General features: G+C 73.3%; 20 protein-coding genes. 9 read left to right on the top strand and 11 right to left on the bottom strand.

Going from position 1 to position 21,069, the window contains the following annotated elements; all coding sequences use genetic code 11:
• Positions 1-269: 269 nt before the first annotated feature.
• Positions 270-1,118, bottom strand: a complete 849-nt coding sequence (locus tag ACIRRU_RS23915; RefSeq protein WP_403683705.1) for a polysaccharide deacetylase family protein — start codon at positions 1,116-1,118, stop codon at positions 270-272.
• Positions 1,119-1,290: 172 nt separating this feature from the next.
• Between ACIRRU_RS23915 and ACIRRU_RS23920 the strand changes: the two genes are divergently transcribed.
• The gene (locus ACIRRU_RS23920) at positions 1,291-1,752 is read left to right on the top strand and encodes a universal stress protein (RefSeq protein WP_403683707.1); all 462 of its coding nucleotides are present in this window, start codon (positions 1,291-1,293) and stop codon (positions 1,750-1,752) included.
• A gap of 31 nt (positions 1,753-1,783) precedes the next feature.
• Here the strand turns inward: ACIRRU_RS23920 and ACIRRU_RS23925 are convergent, their stop codons facing one another.
• Complete coding sequence (locus tag ACIRRU_RS23925) at positions 1,784-2,986, bottom strand: CapA family protein (RefSeq protein ID WP_403683709.1); 1,203 nt, start codon at positions 2,984-2,986, stop codon at positions 1,784-1,786.
• Positions 2,987-3,245: 259 nt separating this feature from the next.
• Here ACIRRU_RS23925 and ACIRRU_RS23930 point away from each other — a divergent pair, with 259 nt between their 5' ends.
• On the top strand, positions 3,246-3,821 hold the full coding sequence (locus ACIRRU_RS23930; RefSeq protein ID WP_403683711.1) for a sigma-70 family RNA polymerase sigma factor: 576 nt from the start codon (positions 3,246-3,248) through the stop codon (positions 3,819-3,821).
• Positions 3,822-3,856: 35 nt separating this feature from the next.
• On the top strand, positions 3,857-4,378 hold the full coding sequence (locus ACIRRU_RS23935; protein ID WP_403683712.1) for a hypothetical protein: 522 nt from the start codon (positions 3,857-3,859) through the stop codon (positions 4,376-4,378).
• 28 nt (positions 4,379-4,406) lie between these two features.
• Here the strand turns inward: ACIRRU_RS23935 and ACIRRU_RS23940 are convergent, their stop codons facing one another.
• From ACIRRU_RS23940 to ACIRRU_RS23970, 7 genes are all read right to left on the bottom strand, one after another.
• Positions 4,407-5,597, bottom strand: coding sequence for a sensor histidine kinase (locus ACIRRU_RS23940; RefSeq protein WP_403683714.1), 1,191 nt, complete (start codon positions 5,595-5,597; stop codon positions 4,407-4,409).
• Entirely contained in the window at positions 5,594-7,099 is a 1,506-nt protein-coding gene (locus ACIRRU_RS23945; RefSeq protein WP_403683715.1) for a cation acetate symporter, read from the bottom strand. The genes ACIRRU_RS23940 and ACIRRU_RS23945 overlap by 4 nt, the downstream gene beginning before the upstream one ends.
• Positions 7,096-7,458 (bottom strand): hypothetical protein, encoded by a 363-nt coding sequence (locus ACIRRU_RS23950; RefSeq protein WP_403683717.1) that lies wholly within the window; start codon positions 7,456-7,458, stop codon positions 7,096-7,098. The genes ACIRRU_RS23945 and ACIRRU_RS23950 overlap by 4 nt, the downstream gene beginning before the upstream one ends.
• Positions 7,459-7,544: 86 nt before the next feature.
• Positions 7,545-8,297, bottom strand: coding sequence for a LytR/AlgR family response regulator transcription factor (locus tag ACIRRU_RS23955; RefSeq protein WP_403683719.1), 753 nt, complete (start codon positions 8,295-8,297; stop codon positions 7,545-7,547).
• Between the two features lie 129 nt (positions 8,298-8,426).
• Positions 8,427-9,287, bottom strand: a complete 861-nt coding sequence (locus ACIRRU_RS23960) for an Fpg/Nei family DNA glycosylase (RefSeq protein ID WP_403683720.1) — start codon at positions 9,285-9,287, stop codon at positions 8,427-8,429.
• Between the two features lie 244 nt (positions 9,288-9,531).
• Positions 9,532-11,595: a SpoIIE family protein phosphatase gene (locus ACIRRU_RS23965; RefSeq protein ID WP_403683722.1), complete on the bottom strand. Its 2,064-nt coding sequence runs from the start codon at positions 11,593-11,595 to the stop codon at positions 9,532-9,534.
• 111 nt (positions 11,596-11,706) lie between these two features.
• Positions 11,707-12,807, bottom strand: coding sequence for a DUF6777 domain-containing protein (locus ACIRRU_RS23970; RefSeq protein ID WP_403683724.1), 1,101 nt, complete (start codon positions 12,805-12,807; stop codon positions 11,707-11,709).
• Between the two features lie 172 nt (positions 12,808-12,979).
• On the opposite strand from ACIRRU_RS23970, the gene ACIRRU_RS23975 reads away from it, so the two are divergent.
• Positions 12,980-13,840: a YndJ family protein gene (locus tag ACIRRU_RS23975; protein ID WP_403683726.1), complete on the top strand. Its 861-nt coding sequence runs from the start codon at positions 12,980-12,982 to the stop codon at positions 13,838-13,840.
• Entirely contained in the window at positions 13,837-14,367 is a 531-nt protein-coding gene (locus ACIRRU_RS23980; protein ID WP_403683727.1) for a DUF1990 family protein, read from the top strand. The genes ACIRRU_RS23975 and ACIRRU_RS23980 overlap by 4 nt, the downstream gene beginning before the upstream one ends.
• 145 nt (positions 14,368-14,512) lie before the next feature.
• Here ACIRRU_RS23980 and ACIRRU_RS23985 read toward each other — a convergent pair whose 3' ends face one another.
• Entirely contained in the window at positions 14,513-14,689 is a 177-nt protein-coding gene (locus tag ACIRRU_RS23985; protein WP_403683728.1) for a hypothetical protein, read from the bottom strand.
• A 357-nt stretch (positions 14,690-15,046) separates the two neighbouring features.
• The gene (locus tag ACIRRU_RS23990; protein ID WP_363199932.1) at positions 15,047-16,531 is read right to left on the bottom strand and encodes an SDR family NAD(P)-dependent oxidoreductase; all 1,485 of its coding nucleotides are present in this window, start codon (positions 16,529-16,531) and stop codon (positions 15,047-15,049) included.
• Positions 16,532-16,740: 209 nt separating this feature from the next.
• Between ACIRRU_RS23990 and ACIRRU_RS23995 the strand changes: the two genes are divergently transcribed.
• The 4 genes from ACIRRU_RS23995 to ACIRRU_RS24010 all read left to right on the top strand — a co-directional run bounded on the left by ACIRRU_RS23995 (position 16,741) and on the right by ACIRRU_RS24010 (position 21,058).
• Entirely contained in the window at positions 16,741-17,637 is an 897-nt protein-coding gene (locus tag ACIRRU_RS23995) for an RNA polymerase sigma factor SigF (RefSeq protein ID WP_403683730.1), read from the top strand.
• A 118-nt stretch (positions 17,638-17,755) separates the two neighbouring features.
• Positions 17,756-18,994: a PP2C family protein-serine/threonine phosphatase gene (locus ACIRRU_RS24000; RefSeq protein ID WP_403683906.1), complete on the top strand. Its 1,239-nt coding sequence runs from the start codon at positions 17,756-17,758 to the stop codon at positions 18,992-18,994.
• On the top strand, positions 18,984-20,618 hold the full coding sequence (locus tag ACIRRU_RS24005) for a CHASE3 domain-containing protein (RefSeq protein ID WP_403683732.1): 1,635 nt from the start codon (positions 18,984-18,986) through the stop codon (positions 20,616-20,618). The genes ACIRRU_RS24000 and ACIRRU_RS24005 overlap by 11 nt, the downstream gene beginning before the upstream one ends.
• Complete coding sequence (locus ACIRRU_RS24010) at positions 20,615-21,058, top strand: response regulator (RefSeq protein ID WP_363199936.1); 444 nt, start codon at positions 20,615-20,617, stop codon at positions 21,056-21,058. Before ACIRRU_RS24005 ends, ACIRRU_RS24010 begins: the two co-directional genes overlap by 4 nt.
• Positions 21,059-21,069 lie beyond the last annotated feature (11 nt).

Raw genomic sequence — 21,069 nt, forward strand, 5'->3', positions numbered from 1 at the left:
GGAATGGGCGTCTCCGGAGTCGTCGCGGCCGGTGCGGACGGGTCCGGCCCCCCCCCCGCCCCCCCCCCCCCGGCGCCCCCGGCCCCACCCGCCCGGGGCCGCGCCCCCGCCGGGGCTTCGGCGCCCCCCCCCGCACCGTGCGGGGGGGGGGGGGGGGGGGCCGCGGCGGGGCGGGGGGGCCTGGGCGGGGGGGGGCGCCGCGCGCGGCCCGCGCCCCCCCCGGGCCCCCCCCCCCGCCCCCCCCCCCCCCCCCCGGGCCCCCCCCGCGCTCAGACGCGGTAGGGGACGGTGACGCGGTAACCGTCGTCGAGCAGCCGGGGCAGATAGCGGCGCAGCGCCGCGACGCTCTGGGAGCGGTCGCCGCCCGCGTCGTGCGAGAGGACGACCACCCCGGGCGCCGCCCCGTCGAGCACCCGGCGGACGATCTTTCCCGTACCCGGCTCCTTCCAGTCGAGGGTGTCCACGGTCCAGGCCATCGGCTCCATGCCCAACTCGGCACCGATCTCGAAGGAGTTGCGGTTCCACGCGCCGTACGGGGCGCGGTACCAGAGCGGCGCTGTGCCCAGCGCCGTCTCGACCACCTCGCTCGTGCGTCCCAGCTCCCCGCGGATCGCGGCGCGCGACAGTTTCGGGATCAGCGGATGCGACCAGGAGTGGTTGCCGATCACATGGCCGTCGTCGGCCATCTCGCGCAGCAGGTCCGGGTGGGCCGCGGCCATCTCCCCGCAGACGAAGAACATCGCGCGGACCCGGTGCTCGCGCAGGGTGGCCAGGATGTGGGGGGTGTACCGCGGATCGGGGCCGTCGTCGAAGCTGAGGACCATCGACCGCCCGAGGTCCGGCAGCCGCTCGAAGGGCCGGGTGCGCACCGGCGGCCGGCCGGGCCGGAACCGGGGCGGGGTGTTCGCCGTCATCGGTTCCAGGCGGTACGGGGAGGGTCTGCCCCGTACACCGGCCGGGGGTCCGGCGGCCGCGGGCAGGGTTGTTGCGGGGCGCGCGGGGCGGGTGGGCGTGGACGCCGGATCGGCGACGGTCAGGTGCAGCGCGGTGGCCGCACCGAGGCCGAGGGCGACCCTCAGCAGGGTGCGGCGCTCGGGTCCGGTGTGATCACTTCTCATGGCCAACTGCTCGCACGGCCGGGCGCCCGGCTCCGCCGCCGACACCAGAGATGACCCGTTTTGCACCCGATCGACGCAGTATGCTCATCGTGGGGATCGCCCTCTGCCGGGAGCGGGGTGCCGGTGCCGCCCCGAAGCGTACCGCCCCGGACGACCCGATAGCCTCGGACGCGTGACGGAGCAGCAGCCTCATCGGTTCGAACGCGGTACGGACGGCCCCAAGGTGATCGTCGCCGGGCTCGACGGCACCGACTCCTCGATGCGCGCCGCCGCCTACGCGGCCGGACTGGCCCGGCGTCAGAACGCCATGCTGGCCCTGGTCTACGTCCAGCCGGTGCTCACCGCGGGCGCGGCGCTCGGCGTGCCGACGGGTGACGCGACGGGTGAGATCGCGCAGGACCTGGTCGCCGAGATCCGCGAGGCGACGGAACGCTTCCGGGACGCGTGGAACGTGCGCTGGGAGTTCCACACCTTCCGGGGCGACCCCTACAACGGGCTGGTGACGGCGGCCGACGAGCTGAAGGCGGACGCGGTGGTGGTCGGGGCCTCGGAGTCGGCGGGGCACCGCTTCGTCGGCTCGGTGGCGGTGCGCCTGGTGAAGGCGGGGCGCTGGCCGGTCACCGTGGTGCCGTAGGGGCCCCGCCGGTCGCGTGCCCCGACGCCCGCTAGTCGCCCATGCGGAGCCCGTCCGCCTCCGCGCCCCGGCCGAGGACGACGTCCCGGATGCGGTCGCGCACCGCGCGCAGGCGCTCTTCGCCCCGGGCCGCGGGGGCGTTGAGGTTGACGGTGCGTCCGGTCGTGGTGTCGTACCACTGCGGCACGAACTCGGCCTTCTTCACGGTCCAGCGTCCGTCGGCCGCGGCGGGCGGCGCGAAGGTGAAGCGGCCCAGGGTGCCCTGGTTGCCGCGCGGGTCCTGGGCGCCCTGGTGGTTGATCATCGCTCCGGCGATCTGGTCGCCCATGCCGTAGACGACCCAGGTCCCGTTGACCTTCTCGTACGCCTGGGGGACATGGGCGTGGGTGCCGATGATCAGGTCGATGTCCGGGCGGCCGCGGTCGCTGGACGCGGTGAGCCGTTCGGCCAGTTCGAGTTGCTCGGCGTCCGGGGCGTCCTGCCACTCGGTACCCCAGTGCGCGGAGAGCACGACGACGTCGGCACCCGCCCGGCGGGCCGCGCGGGCCTCCTCGACGATCTTCCGCTCGTCGGTCACGTTGACCGTCCAGGGCCGGTCGGCGGGCACCGGGATGTCGTTGGTGCCGTAGGTGTACGCGAGGTGGGCGACCTTGGCCCCTCCCTCGCCCGGCCCGGCGGTGAGGATGGTGGGACGGGCGGCCTCGGCGGCGTCGCGGGCGGACCCGGCGTGCCGGATGCCCGCCTCGTCCAGCGCGCCGAGGGTGCGGCGGACGCCCTCGGGCCCGTCGTCGAGGGTGTGGTTGGAGGCGGTGGAGCAGGAGTCGTAGCCGGTGGCGCGCAGGGCGGTGGCCACCTCGGGCGGCGAGGTGAAGCTCGGGTAGCCGGTGTAGGGGCCGCCCTTCCTGCCGTAGACCGTCTCCATGTGGCAGATCGCCAGGTCCGCGGCCGAGACGACGGGGGCGACGCCCGCCAGCATCGGCGCGAAGTCGTAGCCCGCGTCACCCGCGTCGGCGGCGGCCCGGTCGATGACGGAGGAGTGCGGCAGCACGTCGCCGGAGGCGATGAGCGTGAAGGGGCGGGGGCCGTGGGCGTCCTGGCCGCCGGCGCCCCGGGCCGTGGTGGGCGGCGGGCTCGGTGCGGCGGGGGCCGGGGGCTGCTGCCCGGTGCAGGCGGTGGCCGCGGCGAGGAGGAGGGCGATGGCGGCCACGGTGCCCGGCCGGATGCGCTGCGTCATCTGCTCGACTCCATGTTCGGATGATTACGACCATCCGACTACACCGATTGTCATACCGGAGAAGCAAGGAGCATTGCCGCATACCTAGCTGAACTGGTCGTACCGGCCGACCCCGACGGCCCCCTCGACCGTTCACCGCACCATTCGCCGCACTGAGCGACCGCTCGTCGCACACCTCGGCGCTCCGGGTGTACCCGCGCCCCCGAATGCGTTCGTATACGCCCGTCGGCAACGAGGCCGTCGGCGGGAGAGGACGTCCATGAACACCACGACGACGACCGATGAGCGGGCCATCGCGGAGTTGCAGCGGGAACACGGTCCCGCCCTGTTCCACTTCCTGCTCGGCCTGACCTTCGGGGACCGGCAGCGGGCGGAGGACCTGGTGCAGGAGACGCTCGTCCGCGCCTGGCAGCACCCCGAGGCGTTCGCCGCGCCCTACGACTCGATGCGGCCGTGGCTGTTCACCGTCGCCCGCCGTCTCGCCATCGACGCGCGCCGCTCCCGTCTGGCCCGCCCCGCCGAGGTCAGCGACACCGTGCTGGAGAGCACCCCGGCCGCGCAGGACACCGCGGACTCGGCCGTGCGCGCCCTGGACGTCCGCGAGGCGGTCCGCACCCTGAGCCCCGAACACCGCGCGGTGCTGGTACGGATCTACTTCCGCGGGCTGAGCGTCGGCGAGACGGCCACGGAGCTGGGCATCCCGGCCGGGACCGTCAAGTCCCGTTCCCACTACGCCCTGCGCCGGCTGTCGCGCACCCTGCCCGGCTACTCCCCCGACAGCGATCGGGCCCTTCTGCCCCCACGGGACGCCCGCCCCCGGTTCAATGCTGCGTGAGGCCCGGCACGAACGACGGAGAGAGGCGAGAGGCGATGTGTCCCGAGAGAAGCGGCGGGGCCGGTGGGAACGGGCTGCCGGTACCCATGGCCTGGCTGTGCACCGAATACCTCGCCGACGAGCTGCTGCGCACCGGCGATCTGATGGAGCCGACGACCCTGGAGTTCCGCGCGGGACGTGACGCGCTCGCGCTGACGATGTTCCTCGGCGGATTCCTGCGGGACACCCCCGCGCCCGCCACCCTGCCCGGCCCCCGCGTCGACGAACTGCGGCTCCTGACCGCGTACGGAAGCGCCTGGCGCGGCTGGGTCTGCGAGCGGCTGGCGGAGGCGGAGCGGCGCACCGCGCCCGGTGACCCCGATCTGCGGCTGGCGCGGGCGGCCTGGCGGTGGCTGGAGGAGACCGAGGTGCTCGCCGCCGACCTGGACGCGATCGGACCGCCCGTGGCCCGGGAGCCGGTGGGGGCGGCACCCCACGAGGACGGCGAGGCGCAGGTCTGGACGCCCGCCTGGCAGCTGGGGCTGCCGCTGGGGCATCTGGCCGTGCACCTGTACTGACGCGCGCCCCGGCCGGGCGCGGGCCGGTTCAGGAACCGTGCACCCCGGCCCGGTACTTGGGCAGTCGCAGCGTGATCTTCATCCCGGCCCCGACGCCGGTCTCGATGACCAGCCCGTAGTCGTCCCCGTAGACCTGGCGCAGCCGCTCGTCCACGTTGAGCAGGCCGATGCCGGTGGAGGGGCCGCCCTCGCCGCGCAGGATCCGCCGCAGCCGTTCGGGGTCCATCCCGGTCCCGTCGTCCTCGATGACGACCTCCGCCTCCGACCCGGCGTCCAGAGCGCTGATGGTGATACGGCTGTGGGTGACCGCTCCTTCGAGTCCGTGCTTGACGGCGTTCTCCACCAGCGGCTGGAGACAGAGGAACGGCAGGGCCACCGGGAGGACTTCGGGAGCGACCTGAAGGGTGACGGCGAGCCGTTCCCCGAACCGGGCCCGGACCAGGGCCAGATACTGGTCGATGGAGTGCAACTCGTCCGCGAGGGTGGTGAACTCCCCGTGCCTGCGGAACGAGTAGCGGGTGAAGTCCGCGAACTCCAGCAGCAGTTCGCGGGCCTGCTCGGGGTCGGTGCGGACGAACGAGGCGATCGCGGCGAGCGAGTTGAACAGGAAGTGCGGGGAGATCTGCGCTCGCAGCGCCTTGATCTCCGCCTCGATGAGCTGGGTGCGGGAGCGGTCCAGCTCGGCCAGCTCCAGCTGCACGCAGACCCAGCGGCCCACCTCCCCCGCCGCCCTGGCCAGCACGGCCGACTCGCGCGGGGCGTAGGCGACCAGCGCCCCCAGGACCCGGTTGTCGACGGTGAGGGGGACGGCGACGGCCCAGCGCAGCGGGCAGTCCAGGTCGCCGCAGCCGCTGTCGAACGCGGTGTCGCGGCCCCCCTCCAGCAGCTCCCGCAGATGCTCCATCACGTCCTTGCCGTGGTGGTGCCCGGCCCCGTCCCAGACCAGCACCCGGTCCCGGTCGGTGAGACAGAGGGCGTCGGTGCCGAGCAGCGAGCGCAGCCGCCGCGCCGCACGGCGGGCGCTCTCCTCGGTGAGCCCGGCGCGCAGCGGGGGCGCGGCCAGCGACGCGGTGTGCAGGGTCTCGAACGTGGCGTGCTCGACGGGGGTGCCGACGTCGCTCGGCCGCACCGGGCGGCCGGCGCGGCGGCCCAGCCGGTAGCCCGCGACGGGCAGCAGGGCGGCGAGCACCGCCAGCACGGCGACGGCGGCCCCGGTCATCGCTCCCTCCCGGCGACGGCACGCACCGAGGTGAGGGTCTCGGGGAGGTGGAAGCGGGTCATGGCGGCGTTGGTGCCCGGTGGTATCCGGCCCGGGGTGGCGAGCGAGACGAGGATCATCGCGAGGAAGCCGACCGGCACGGACCACACGGCGGGCCAGGCGAGCAGGGCGTGCGGCCAGCCGGGCGGGGTGACGGCCCCGCTGACCGTGATGGCCACCGCGAGCAGGGCGGAGCCGCCGCCCAGCACGAGGCCCGCGACCGCGCCCGGCGGGGTGAGCCGCCGCCACCAGATGCCGAGGACGAGCAGCGGGCAGAAGGAGGACGCGGAGACGGCGAAGGCCATGCCCACCGCGTCCGCCACCGGTACCCGGCTCACCAGCAGCGACCCGGCGAGCGGTACGGCGACGGCGAGGACGGTGGCGAGCCGGAAGTGCCGCACCCCGCGTCCGGGCAGGACGTCCTGGGTGATCACCCCGGCGACGGCCATGGTCAGCCCGGAGGCGGTGGACAGGAACGCGGCGAACGCCCCGCCCGCGATGAGCGCCCCCAGCAGATCGCCGCCGAGCCCGCCGATGACCCGCGCGGGCAGCAGCAGCACGGCGGCGTCCGCGTCGCCGCCGTGGCGCAGTTCGGGGGTGTAGAGGCGGCCGAGCGCACCGTAGACGGGCGGCGCCAGGTAGAAGAGGCCGACCAGGGCGAGAACGGCGACGGTGGTGCGGCGGGCGTCGCGTCCGTTGGGGCTGGTGTAGAAGCGGACGACGACGTGCGGCAGCCCCATGGTCCCGAGGAAGGTCGCCACGATCAGCCCGTACGTCGCGTACAGCGGGTGGTCGGCGCGGAAGACGGTGAGCTGGTCCTCGAAGCTGACCCGGGGCCGCCCGTCGCCCTGCCAGGCCAGGACCAGGAAGAGCGCGGGGACCAGCAGGGCGGTCAGCTTCAGCCAGTACTGGAAGACCTGGACGAAGGTGATGGAGCGCATCCCGCCCGCCGCGACGGCGACCGCCACGACGGTCGCGACGAGCACGTCGCCGAGCCAGCCGGGCGCCCCGGTCAGGATCTTCAGCGTCAGCCCCGCCCCCTGGAGCTGCGGGACCAGGTAGAGCCACCCCGCGCCGACCACGAGGACGCTGACCAGGCGGCGGACCTGGAGGGATTCGAGTCGCCCCTCGGCGAAGTCCGGCAGGGTGTAGGCCCCCGAGCGGCGCAGCGGGGCGGCGACGAACACCAGCAGCACCAGGTATCCGGCGGTGTAGCCGACCGGGTACCACAGCATGTCCGGGCCGTGGACGAGGACCAGTCCGGCGACGCCGAGGAAGGAGGCGGCCGACAGGTACTCGCCGCTGATCGCGGCGGCGTTGAGGCGGGGGCGCACGGTGCGGGAGGCGACGTAGAAGTCGGAGGTCGTACGGGAGATGCGCAGCCCGAAGCCGCCGACCAGGACGGTGGCGAGAACGACGAGGGCGACGGCCACCCAGGACGCCATGTGGTCGGGGGTGCTCACGGGGCGGGGCGGCCCTCCACCAGCCGGGCGAAGTCGCGTTCGTTGCGCTCGGCCCGGCGGACGTACCACCAGGCGGCCAGGGTGAGCGGCGGGTAGGTGGCGAAGCCGAGCACCGCCCAGACCAGCGCGGAGCTGCCGAGCGCGGCGAACAGCAGCGGCAGGGTGCCCGCGACGAGGGCCAGGACGCCGAAGACGGTGAGGGCGGCCCGGAGCTGGCCGCGCATCAGGGACCGTACGTAGGCGCCGCCGAGGGCGGTCTGGTCGTCGATCTCCGACTGGGTGCGGTAGCGGGGCAGCGGGCGCACCCGCCTCGGCACCCCCGTGACCACTTCGCGCCGGGGGGATGGCTCTGCGGACATGGGCTCGGAGTGTAGGCGGCGGCGGTCGCCGCTGGGAAGGGTCCGTGGAGGGTCGCCCCAGGTCAGCGGCGGGCCGCCGGATTCCCTCAGCGGCCGCCCTGACGCATCAGGAGGTCGCGCAGGGCGCGGGTGTGGCGGCGGCTGACGGCCAGTTCGGCCTCCCCGACGCGCACACTCATGCTGCCCGCGTCCAGGCGCAGTTCGTCGATCCGCTTCAGCGCCACGAGGTGGCGGCGGTGGATACGGACGAAGCCGCGGGAGCGCCAGCGCTCCTCCAGGGTGGTGAGCGGGATGCGGACGAGATGGCTGCCGGAGGCGGTGTGCAGACGCGCGTAGTCGCCCTGGGCCTCGGCGTAGGCGATCTCGTCCACGGGGACGAAGCGGGTGACGCCGCCCAGCTCGACCGCTATCTGGTCGCCCGCGCCGTCGTGGACCGGGGCGGACCGCTCCCCCACCTGTTCGGCGGCCCGGCGCACGGCTTCGGCGAGGCGTTCGCGGCGGACCGGTTTGAGCACGTAGTCGACGGCCTTCAGGTCGAAGGCGTGGACGGCGAAGCCCTCGTGGGCGGTGACGAAGACGATGAGCGGGGGCGCGGCGAACCCGGCGAGCAGCTGGGCCACGTCGAGTCCGGTCAGCCCGGCCATGTGGATGTCGAGGAAGACGACGTCGATGGCGCCGGGGTCGTCGGAGCCCGCGTCGACCGCGCCGCCGATGAGCCGCAGCGCCTCGGTCGCCCCGGTGGCTCCCTCGGCGCTGAGGACGCGCGGGTCGGCGCGCAGGAGGTAGAGGAGTTCCTCCAGGGCGGGCTGTTCGTCGTCGACGGCGAGTACGCGGAGCATGGGCGGGAGTTTAGGTGTTCCCGGGGCCCGCGGTGGGGGTGAAGGGGCGGCTCGTTCCGGTGGCCCGGCCCGTGCGGACGACCGGACCGCGCGGCCAGGTGGGGGCCGGTGCGCCGGGCGCGCCGGGTCTCACTTCAGGAACCTGGACGTCCTGCGGTCGGCGAGCGGTTTGCCTCCGGTCTGGCAGGTCGGGCAGTACTGGAGCGAGGAGTCGCTGAAGGAGACCTCCAGGATGGTGTCCCCGCAGACCGGGCAGGCCTCTCCGGTACGTCCGTGGACCCGCATCCCGCTCTTCTTCTCGGCCTTCAGCTTCCCGGCCTCCACCCCGCTGGAGCGGGCCACGGCGTCCTTGAGGGTGGTGCGCAGCGCGGTGTACAGGCGGGTGACGTCGTCCTGGTCGAGGTCGGCGGTCCGTTTGAACGGGGACATCTTCGCGACGTGCAGGATCTCGTCGCTGTAGGCGTTGCCGACGCCCGCGATCAGCGACTGGTCGCGGAGCGCGCCCTTGATCTGGCGGCGGGCACCGGCGAGGAGCGCGGCGAAGGTGGCACGGTCGAAGGAGTCGGCGAGCGGGTCGGGGCCGAGCCGGGCGATGCCGGGGACGTCCATGGGGTCGTGGACGAGGTGGACCGAGAGGCGCTTCTTGGTGCCCATCTCGGTCAGGTCGAAGCCGTCGCCGTCCGTGGTGACCAGGCGCAGCGCGAGCGGCCCCTTGCCGGGGCGGGGCGGGGCCTCGGGGAAGGAGTCCTTCCAGCGCAGCCAGCCCGCCCGGGACAGATGGGTGCACAGGTGCAGCCCGCCCGCCTCGATGTCGAGGAACTTGCCGTGCCGCGCCACCGAGGTGACCCGCTCGCCCTCCAGGGCGGTCAGTGGTGGGTCGTAGGTCTTCAGGACACTGATCGCCAGCGGCAGGACTCGGGCGGTCTCCTTGCCGACCAGGTGGTCGTCGAGGAAGACCCGCAGGGCTTCGACCTCGGGCAGTTCGGGCATGTCCCAAGACTGCCGCAGGCGGGCGACGGCCGCCCGTCAGGAGACCGTCACCGTGCTCCGGCCGGTGACCAGGACGCCGAAGCGCACGCGGGCCGCACCGGGGGCCGGTGCGGCAGTTGGCCGGCCAGTGCGGTGACGGGAAGGTCCGGCAGGCAGGCGGAGAGCCGGTTGCCGCAGGCCCGCGGGGCGCCGGAGTTTCGCGCGCCGCGACCTGCGGCAACCCCGGATCCAGCACGCCCGGGATTCACCGTGCCGGGATGAGGAACTCGCACCACACGCACTTCCCGCTGCCCCGGGACTCCACGCCCCAGACGTCGGCCAGCCGGTCGACCAGCATCAGGCCCCGCCCCGACACCCCGGACTCCCCCGCGTCCCGGCGGCGGGGCAGGGCGCTGGAGCGGTCCTCGACGTCGACGCGCAGCCGGCGTTCGGTTCCGGCGAGCACCCGGATGGTGACGACCGCCCCGCCGTCGGTGTGCATCAGGGCGTTGGTGATCAGCTCGTCGGCCGCCAGCTCGATCTCGTCGGCCCGGTCCTTCGCCCCCCAGGCGCGGACCGCGGCCCTGATCATGTGACGGGAGGAGCTGAGCGCCTCGGGGTCGTTCTGGGCGACGTGCTGCTGGAGGCGGCCGCCCGGCTGGGGGGCGTGGGCGGCGCGGCGGCGCAGCAGCAGGAGGGCGACGTCGTCCTGGCCGCCGCGCCCGTCGACGGCGTCGCAGAGCTGGTCGGCGAGTTTCTGCAGGTCGTGGGGGCCGCCCGTGACGCGGGTCGTGAGCAGTTGCATGCCCTCGTCGAGGTCGGCGCCGGGCAGTTCGACCAGGCCGTCGGTGAACAGGATCAGCGTCTGGCCCGGGTCCAGTTCGACGGTGGAGACCGGATACTCCAGCCGGCCGAACTCCGCCGAGAGTCCGAGCGGCAGCCCGCCCTCGGCCGGCACCCTGCGGCAGCTCCCGTCCACGTCCCGTACCAGCGGGTCGACGTGCCCGGCCCGGACCACCTGGACGACTCCCGTGGTGAGGTCGACCTCGGCGTAGGTGCAGGTGGCGAACCGGTCGGTGTCCAGTTCGTGGAGGAAGACCGAGGCCCGCGCCATGACCGTGGCGGGGCTGTGCCCCTCGGCGGCGTACGCGCGCAGGACGATCCGGAGCTGGCCCATCACGGCGGCGGCGTGCGTGTCGTGCCCCTGGACATCGCCGATGACGGCGCCGACGCGGCCGCCGGGCAGCGGGATCAGGTCGTACCAGTCGCCGCCGATGTCCCGGCCGAGGCGGGCCGAGCGGTAGCGGACGGCGACTTGGGCTCCGGGCACGGCCGGGATGCGGCGCGGGAGCATCGCCTGCTGGAGCCCTTCGGCGAGATCGTGCTCCTGTTCGTAGAGCATGGCGCGCTGGAGGCTCTGGGCGATGGAGGTGCCGAGCGCCATCAGCAGGTTGCGCTCGTCCGCCGTGAAGCCCGCCTTGTCGCTGTAGAGCAGCCCGAGCGCGCCGATCGGGCGGGCCTGGGCGATCAGCGGCATGTAGGCGGCCGAGGTGATCCCGAGGTGGCTGATGTGGGGCCACAGGACCGGGTAGGAGGCGGCGAAGTCACCGGCCGAGTCGATGAAGCGCGGGGTGAGCGTACGGACGACCTCGCTCATCGGGTACTGCTCGTCCACCCGGGTGTAGCGGGTGCCGGGGACGTGGGCGCCCTCGGGCCCGTCGGCCACGAGGTGGATGCGGCCGGACTCCAGAAGGCCCATGACCAGGCTGGTCGCCCCGAGGTGGGCGAGGCCCTCGGAGTTCTTCAGGACGGCGATGACGTCCTTGACCGTACGGGCGTGGGCCAGGGCCGCGGTGGTGCCCTCGACCAGGCTGGTGCGCCGGCCGCGTTCCTCGTCCAGTTCGCGTCGGGCGGTGGAGTCGGCCAGCTCCTGGGTGGCGTCACGGACGATCCCGATGATGCGCCGGGGGCGCCCGGTCTCGTCGCGGCGGACGTAGCCCTGGGTGTGGGTCCAGCGCAGGGAGCCGTCGCGGCGCTGGATGCGGAAGTACGCCCCGTAATTGGTGCGGCCGCTCTTGAGGGCCTGCGAGACCACCCCGTCCAGCCGGATCGCCTCGTCCGTCGGCACCCGCCCGTGGAGCGAGCCCGGTCGGCCGTCGTACTCCTCCGGGGTCAGGTCGAAGACGTCCAGAGCAGGCTGGTCCATGTGCATGAGGCCCGTGTCCAGGTCCCAGTCGAAGCCGCCCATACGGTTCAGGGCGAGGCTGAGGTCCGGGTGGGCGGGCCAGTCGTCGGGGAGTGACAGGGCACCCGCTACCCGATCATCCATGGTGGCCACTCTGCCATCGTTTGTCCGATTCTTCGAGCGATCCTGATGGCGCCCCGGAGGGGTCAGAGGGATCGGAGGGAGGCGGTGCGAACCGGGCGGCGCGCGCCGGGATCAGCCCGCGAACAGGTCGGGGACGCCGGGCTCGGTGAAGTCGTCCGGCCCGGCGGGCTCGTCCGGCTCCGCGGGGAAGACCTGGGTCGCCTCGGGCACGGGTTCCGGAACCTCCTCCTCGCCCTCCCACGGATCGCCGGGCGGCAGGTCGCTCTCCCCCGGCTCCCCGGGCGGTGTCCCGCCGAAGTCGTCCGGCGTCTCCTGCTCGGTCGGGGCCGAGGGGACCGGGCCGGGCGGGGTGGTCTCCGGGGAGGGCGGCTCGGAGGGTTCCCCCGGGGCGGGGAGCAGCAGGTCGTCGCTGGGCTCGTACGGCGGCGGGTCGGCCGGGGTGCGGTCCCGCCCGCCGCTGTCGCCCGCGGTCCGCTCGATCCAGCTGTTGTCGTCGGCGTCCACGATGACGAGCCCGGTGAGCGCCTGCGGGCTGGGCTGGACGGCGGCGATCCGGGCGGGGTCGTAGCCGCTCCAGCGCTCACCGCGGTGGACGGCCTCGCCGTCCGCGGCCACGGGGGGCTTCAGCGGGTTGCCGCAGGCGCAGCGGACGCGGGGCACCCCGCGGCTGTCGACCAGGACGGCGGTGCCCGCCTGGAGCACGGCCTGGAAGGCCGTCGCCGTACCGGAGCCGTACCCGTGGTTGGTGACCTGGGTGTCCAGGCGCAGGGTGACCGGGGTGAGCGACTTCAGGTAGCCCGGGATCTGCACGGCCTCGATGTCCGCCGCTCCGGCGAAGGCCGCCGCCTTCTCCTTGTCCCCGGTGAGGAAGCGGGTCTGCCGCTCGACGTCGCAGGCGGCCACGGACCGGGTGCCGCCGTAGAGCCCGGGAGCGGCGCCGGAGACCGGATGGGCCGTTCGGGGGTCGGCGGGCTTCGCGCCGTCCGGCGCGTCCGGTGCGGAGGGGGAGGGTGCCGTCCTCGCCGTGGACGCGCTGAAGGGTCCGGGGCCGGGGGCGGCGAGCGGCTGGAGGAGGACGTCCCCCGCCTCGGCGGTGCCCGTGGTGCCCTTGGTCGTCCGGTCACCGGCGTCGCCGCAGCCCGCTGCCGCGAGCAGCACTCCGGCGGACAGCGCGGCGAGCACGACACGCCGGAAACGTCCTGGTGAGCGCACAGAGCTCTCCTGCCTGTCCCAGTGGAACGGTTCGGTGTGACCATCTGTGCCGCACCGGACACCGGCCCGCAAGCGGACGATCCGCTCCGGCACCCCGCTCTTGAACGTGTTCAGCTCGTGCTCTACGCTCGATCCCGTTAATTGAACACGTTCAAAACAGGGGGAGGCGGCCATGTCCGTCCTGGTCAACACCGTGGTGATGCTCGGCATGCTGGTGATCGTCCCGGTCGGTCTGCGACTGGCCGGGGCGGTGGAGCTGGACCGGCTCCGCGGGCTCTGGCCGCTCTTCGCCGTCCCGGGCTCGATCGCCCTGTGGCTGCCGCGCGGCGCGCTCGCCACCGCGCTCGCCGCCTGCTACGCCCTCGGCACCGTCCTGCTCGCGCTGCACGCCGCGCGCCGGTTCCGCCACGGCCGGGACCGAGACCCGGCGGGCATCGCCCTGCTCACCGCGCTGGTCACCCCGGCCGTCGCCGCCCTCGCGCTGGTGGCCGAGCGCTCGGGGCACGAGCTGTTCGGCTTCGACCTCGGCATCCTGGCGCTGACCGTGCCGCACTTCCACTTCGCCGGATTCGCCGCCGCGCTGGTCTCCGGGCTGGTCTGCCGGGTCTCGGACGGCCCCGCGGGCCGCTTCGCCGCACGGAGCGTGCCGCTGGGCACCCTGCTCGTCCTGGTCGGCTACTTCATCGGTGACTGGGCCGAACTGGCCGGAGCCCTCGTCCTCACGGCCGGGATGTGGACGGTCGGCCTGCTCACCTGGCGGCTGGGACGGGCCGAGGACCGGGACCGGACGACGCGGATCCTGCTGCTCGGCTCCGCCGCCGTCCTGGTCGCGACGATGGTGCTGGCGATGAGCTGGGCGCTCGGCGAGGCGACCGGACTGCCCCGCCCCAGCCTGACCTGGATGGCCGCCACCCATGGCGTCGGCAACGCGCTCGGCTTCGCCCTCTGCTCGCTCCTCGCCTGGCACCGCATCCGTATCGACACCCCCACCCGGCAGACAGCCCCCACCCACACCGAAGGCAGGACCGCATGAGCACGCTCAGCTATCCGGAGGCCGGGGCCACCCGCGGCGGCCCGCTCCCCGACGGCTACCACCACCTGCGTCACCGCACCCGGGTCGGCCGGGGCGCCGCCGACTTCGCCGTCGCGGGCGCGGCCGTCACGGAGTGGCGGATGCACCGCGCATCGGGCGCCGGGGTCGCGGCCTCGGCCCGCCGCGCGGAGCCCGGCGCGAGCGTCCGGGTGTCGCTGGGCCTCGGGCCCCTGCGGCTCGGCGCTCCGTGCCAGGTGGTCTGGACGTCGTACGGGGAGGAAGGACGAACCGGCTTCGCCTACGGGACGCTGAGCGGGCACCCCGAGCGCGGAGAGGAGTGCTTCGTCGTCGAACTCGCGGAGGACGCCACCGTGTGGTTCACGGTCCTCGCCTTCTCCCGTCCCGCCCGCTGGTACACCCGGCTCGCCGGTCCCATGGTGCCGCCCGTCCAGCGCTGGTACGCCCGCAGGCTCGGCCGCACGCTGCGGCGGATCGTCCAGGAGGAGGCCGATGGGTCTCCGCGGTGACACCGCGCCCGGTACGGCCGGACGGGGTGGTCCACCGCGAGGCGCGGAAACGGCCGGAAGACGCACGGGAACGACCGCGGCCCGCGTCACGGCCCCGCCGCCGGAGCGGGGAGGCCGGGACGCGGGCCGTCCGGGACGCCGTGGGTCAGTCGACGCCGGGCAGGATGTGGGGCTCGGCGAGGTCGTCCTCGTATCCGGCGAGCCGGATGGGGGCGGAACGGGCCCAGACCTCGATGTTCCTCAGGGTCTCGGGGCGGCCGCGCCGTCCCCCGTTCCGTTCGGCGGGGCGCTGTTCTCGCTCGGTCAGTTCAGGTGTCGTCACCGCGCACTCCTCTGTGTCGCGCCACCCAGGGCGTCGCCGACGCTCCGGCACCGATGCCGGAGCACGACCGCCCCGTGCGGGCAGGATCTGGAACATGTCGGTCGCGGTGGCGCCGGTTCGGGGCGGGACGGCGGCCGGGTTACCAGCCAGGTCCCAGGACGGTCGACGAGCCTTCGTGGGCTCCTCGATGGCGTCCGTTCGCCTCACTTTAACCAGATGAGCGGTCAGGTGCTCGATAGAACGTGTGCGGTAGGTCACTTTCAGCCACTGCGGGCATGACGAACCCGGCCCGGGGGACGGCCGGGCCGGGTTGACGGCGGTCGTACGGAGGGGTGTGTTCCGGTTGAGCTGTCCGGGTTACCAGTTCGCCGGCGCGTAGTCCTTGAGGAAGCAGCCGTAGAGCTCCTCGCCCGCCTCGCCGCGGACGATGGGGTCGTAGACCCGGGCCGCGCCGTCGACCAGGTCGAGGGGGGCGTGGAAGCCCTCCTCGGCCAGGCGCATCTTGTCCGGGTGCGGGCGCTCGTCGGTGATCCAGCCGGTGTCCACGGCGGTCATCAGGATGCCGTCGTTCTCGAACATCTCCTGGGCGCTGGTGCGCGTCAGCATGTTCAGGGCGGCCTTGGCCATGTTGGTGTGCGGGTGGCCCGCGCCCTTGTAGCCGCGGCTGAAGACGCCCTCCATCGCCGAGACGTTGACGACGTAACGGTGCTTCGCGGCGGCCCTGGCCATCGCCGGGCGGAGCCTGCTGATCAGGATGAACGGGGCGGTCGAGTTGCAGAGCTGGACCTCCAGCAGCTCGATGGGCCCGACCTCGTCGACCGTCTGGATCCAGCTGTTGGTGTCGTGCAGGTCCGGGACGAGCCCGCCCGCGTCGATCGCGGTGCCCGCCGCGATCCGGGCCGGGGAGGCGGAGCCCGTGACGAGGGCGAGGCCGGTCACGTCCTGGGCGCTCAGTCCTTCCTTACGGGCGGCGGGCAGCGCGGCCACCCGGTCGACCGTGCCGCTGTTGAAGGCGCCGATGACCTCGGCGGCGGGCAGCTCGCCCGCGGGCAGCGGCGCGGACTCGGCGCTCACCAGCTCGCTGTAGGCGCCCGGGGAGCGGCGTACGGTCTGGGCGGCATTGTTGATGAGGATGTCCAGCGGGCCCTCGGCGGCGACGGAGTCGGCGAGGGCGACCACCTGGGCGGGGTCGCGCAGGTCGATGCCCACGATCTTCAGCCGGTGGATCCACGCGTCGCTGTCCTCCATCGCCTTGAAGCGGCGGATCGCGTCGTTGGGGAAGCGCGTGGTGATCGTGGTATGCGCGCCGTCGCGCAGCAGCCGCAGCGCGATGTACATGCCGATCTTGGCCCGGCCGCCGGTGAGCAGCGCCCGGCGGCCGGTGAGATCGGTGCGGGCGTCGCGGCGGGCGCGGTTGTCCTTGGCGCACGGCTGGCAGAGCTGGTGGTAGAAGGCGTCGACCTCGGTGTAACGCGTCTTGCAGATGTAGCAGGACCGGGGGCGCTGGAGGATGCCCGCGATCTCCGACCGGGTGGAGGAGGAGGGCAGCACGCCCTGCGTCTCGTCGTCGATGCGCTCGGCCGAGCCGGTGGCGGTGGCCTCGGTGACCGCCCGGTCGTGGGCGGTCTTCGCCGCGCGGCGCTCCTGGCGGCGGCGCTGCTTCACCGTGCGGTAGATACCGGCGGTGGCCCGCCGGACGGTGATGGCGTCGGGGTGGTCGACGTCGATCCGGTCCAGTTCGTCGAGCACGCTCAGACAGACGGCCAGCCGCTCCGGGTCGATGCCGGGGCCGAAATCGTCGGTCCCGGGATCCAGCTCCGGGCCGTCCTTAGTCACCGTCATCGCCGTTCCTCTGTCCTCTTCCCACCGCGGGCCGTCGACCGCCGCGGCCGAAACGCTCGGTCAAGTTTGCCACGGGCGGGCCGCTGCTCCGTTCGGGCGAGGAGGGGCGCCGGGAAGCCGGTCGGAAAAAACTGAAAATGGTGCGCATGACTTCGAGAACTCCGGGAAGGCGACCGTCCGACACATTGGGTAGCAGGGAGGGCGACACCATGACGACCATGTCGGCGCGAGCCACCGGAACCACGACGCCGTTGAGCGACGACCGGTCGGGCACGCGGGCAGCGGACGTCGCCGGAGAGCTGCCCTGGATCGAGGACGCGGGCAAGGTCGCCCCGCAGGACGCCCGGGCCCTCTCCAAGATCTTCTTCGACCGCCTCCAGACGCTGGAGGAGGGCACGCACGAGCACCAGTACGCGCGCAACACCCTGATCGAGATGAACCTCTCCCTGGTGCGCTTCGCCGCGTCCCGGTTCCGCAACCGCGGCGGTGACGACACCGAGGACATCATCCAGGTCGGCACGATCGGCCTGATCAAGGCGATCGACCGGTTCGACCTCTCCCGCGAGGTCGAGTTCGCCACCTTCGCGGTGCCCTACATCGTCGGCGAGATCAAGCGCTTCTTCCGCGACACCACCTGGTCGGTGCACGTGCCGCGGCGGCTCCAGGAGCTGCGCGTGGACCTCGCCAAGGCGAAGGAGCAGCTGTCCGCCGAGCTGGACCGTGACCCCACCGTCAAGGAGCTGGCCGCCCACCTCGACCTCCCCGAGGAGGAGATCATCGAGGGCCTGGTCGCCGCCAACGGCTACTCGGCCGGTTCGCTCGACACGCCCTCGGCCGACAGCGACTCCGGACAGGAGCAGCGGGCCTACGCCGACGTCCTCGGCGAGCCCGACCCGGCGATGGAGACCGTCGAGAACCTGCACACCCTGGCGCCCCTGCTGGAGCAGCTCGACGAGCGGGAGCGGCGGATCGTCCAGATGCGTTTCGGCGCGGAGATGACGCAGTCCCAGATCGGTGCCGAGCTGGGTGTTTCCCAGATGCACGTGTCGCGGCTGCTCACGCGGATCGTCCAGCGACTGCGTAAGGGAATGAGCGTCGAGGCCTGATTCGGCTGCGATCCTCGGACTCCCTTATGCTTCGTCACGACCCGGCCGGACCCACCGCGCCGACGCGCAAGGGGGTGGAGGGTTGACCGAGTCGCCCCTGGGCACACCGCTGTGGCCTGTGGGCGCCGCCGGAATCCCCTCCCAGCAGGGCGAGAGCCTCTCGCAGCCCGAGGCTCCGCCCTGGAATCTCGATGCCTCCATCCTCCTCGTCGAGGACGACGCGGGGGACGCCCTGCTCGTCGAGGAGATGCTCGCCGACAGCGAGCTGGACTCCGCCGCCCTCACCTGGTGCAAGACCCTGGCGGAGGCCCGGCACTTCCTGCGTACGCACACCTCCCCGGTGTGCGTCCTGCTCGACCTGCACCTTCCCGACGTCCACGGGCTGGATGTCGTCAGCCAGATACTGGAGTCCGACAGCGAGGCGGCGATCGTCGTCCTCACCGGTCTCGACGCGTCGGGCGCCGGACTGCGCGCGGTCGCCCAGGGCGCCCAGGACTACCTGGTCAAGGACCGCCTGGACCCCGAGGTGCTGTCGCGGGCGATCCGCTACGCCCTCCAGCGCAAGGAAGTGGAGCGGGCCGCCGCGGCGCTGCGCTCCAACCGTCTGATCGCCCAGGAGAACGCGCGGCTGGAGCGCGGTCTGCTGCCCGTGCCGCTGCTGCGCGACGACCGTTTCCAGGCCCGCGCCCGCTACCAGCCCGGACGCGCCCACGGGCTGCTCAGCGGTGACTTCTACGACGTCGTGCAGACGGCCGACGGAACGGTGCACGCGGTCATCGGTGACGTCTCCGGGCACGGTGCGGCGGAGGCGGCGCTCGGCGTGTGCCTGCGGGTGGCCTGGCGCACCGCCGTCCTGTGCGGGACCTCCCACCGGGAGCAGATCTCCCTGCTGGAGGAGATCCTGATCGCCGAGCGCTCGGACGCCCATGTCTTCGCGACGGTGACCTCCCTGATCTTCGCCCCCGACCAGCGGCACGTCCAGGTCGTACGGGCCGGTCATCCCGGGCTGCTGCTGCGCCGCGGCGCGGAGGTGGACTGGGTGGAGCCCGAGGGCGGCATGGCGCTCGGACTGCTGCCCGGAACGGGCCGGTGGCCGACGGTGGACGTACCGCTGACACCGGGAGGCAGTCTGGTGCTCTTCACCGACGGGCTCTTCGAGGGGCGCACCGGGCCGGGGGCCCGGCTCGGTGAGGAGGGGCTGCTCGCCATGGGGCGGGCCAACGGCCATCTGGAGGCCGCTGACTTCGTGGACGCGCTGGTGGCGGGAGCCGCCGAGGGCGCCGCGCCCTACGGTGGCCTCGCGGACGACGTAGCTGTACTGCATCTGGGCTGGAGATCGGACAAGCATGAGCACTGACGGCGGGAGAGACACAGCGCGGCGAGGGCTCGCCTCGCGCCTGCCGGTGCAGACCTGGGTCCACCTCGTCCTCGGCGGTTTCGTCCTGGTCGTCTGCGCCTGCCTGGTCATCGGCGGTCTGGTGCTGTCGCGGATGTCGGACCGTACCGACGAGCTGGTGGACCGTATCCAGCCGGCCAGGTCCGTCGCCTTCCAGTTGCAGAACGCCCTGCTCGACCAGGAGACCGGCGTCAGGGGGTTCGCCCTCACCGGTGACCGGTCCTTCCTGGAGCCGTACGAGGCGGGCAGGAAGGCCGAGGCCGAGCGGCTCACCTGGGCCCGGCAGCTGGTCGGGGACGACGAGCGGTTCTCGGCCGACCTGGACGCCGTGCGGGCCGCCGCGGACCGGTGGCGGAGCACCAAGGCCGAGCCGCTGATCGCGGCGGTCCGGGCGGACGGCCCCGGCGGCTCCGGCGCCGCCGCCCGGATCCAGGGCAGCAAGACGGAGTTCGACACCCTGCGGCGCACGTACACCGTCCAGCAGGAGCACCTGGCCGAGGCCCGTGACCAGGCACGGGCCGATCTCGACGCGGCACGCACCACCCGCGACTGGGTGGTGGCCGCCCTGCTGGCCGTCCTCACGCTCACCATCGTGGCGCTGAGCGTGCTGCTCCACCGCGTGGTGGGGGTGCCGCTCAACCGGCTGCGGGCCGCCTCCGACGCCGTGCGTTCCGGTGTCTTCGGCAAGAAGATCGAGGAGATCAAGGGGCCCACCGACGTCCAGGCCGTCGCGGCCGCGGTGGAGGACATGCGCGCCCGGCTGGCCGCGGAACTGGCCGAGGCGCAGAAGCGCGAGGACCTGCTCGCCGACCAGACGACGGAGCTGCGCCGCTCCAACTCGGAGCTGGAGCAGTTCGCGTACGTCGCCTCGCACGACCTCCAGGAGCCGCTGCGCAAGGTCGCCTCCTTCTGCCAGCTTCTGGAGAAGCGGTACGGCACCGAGCTGGACGACCGGGGCAAGCAGTACATCGCCTTCGCTGTGGACGGCGCCAAGCGCATGCAGGTACTCATCAACGATCTGCTGACCTTCTCGCGGGTGGGCCGGGTCCACGAGAGCTGGAACCCGGTCTCGCTGGAGCGCACCCTGGACCGGGCCCTGGGCAATCTGTCCTCGGCCGTCGAGGAGTCGGGCGCGGTGGTCGAGCGTCCCGACGAGCTGCCGGAGCTGCTCGGCGACGCCACCGCCCTGGCCATGGTGTGGCAGAACCTCATCGGCAACGCCGTGAAGTTCCGGCGCCCCGGCCATCCGCCCCGGATCGTCGTCGCCTGCGTACGCGAGGACGAGTTCTGGCACCTGTCGGTGTCGGACAACGGGATCGGGATTCCGCAGGAGTTCGCGGACAAGGTCTTCGTGATCTTCCAGCGGCTGCACGCGCGCGACGAGTACGACGGGACCGGCATCGGCCTCGCGCTCTGCCGGAAGATCGTCGAGTTCCACGGTGGCCGGATCTGGCTGGAGCCCGACCCGGGCGAAGGCACCCGTATCCACTTCACGCTGCCCGTCGCGCCCGAGGCGCCCGCGCACACCACGGCGGAGCTGCTCGCTCCCGCCCTGCTCACCAGCCAGTCGGGAGACGCTTCGTGAACACCCAGGTCCAACCCATCGAGGTACTGCTGGTCGAGGACGACCCCGGCGACGAGCTGATGACCCGTGAGGCCTTCGAGGACAACAAGATCCGCAACACCCTGCACGTCGTGCGCGACGGGCAGGAGGCGCTGGACTTCCTCTACCGGCGCGGCGACCACACCGACGCGCCCCGCCCCGACCTCGTGCTTCTCGATCTCAATCTGCCCAAGTACGACGGCCGGCAGGTGCTGGAGCGGATCAAGGGCGACCCGGAACTGTCGCTCATCCCCGTGGTGGTGCTCACCACCTCCTCGGCGGAGGAGGACATCCTGCGCAGCTACAAGCTCCACGCGAACGCCTATGTGACCAAGCCGGTGGACCTGGATCAGTTCATCGCCGCGGTGCGACAGATCGACGAGTTCTTCGTGACCGTGGTGCGGCTGCCCGGACGTGCGTAGGATCGGTGCGG

This window comes from Streptomyces sp. NPDC101181 (genome assembly GCF_044767975.1).
Classification (GTDB): domain Bacteria; phylum Actinomycetota; class Actinomycetes; order Streptomycetales; family Streptomycetaceae; genus Streptomyces.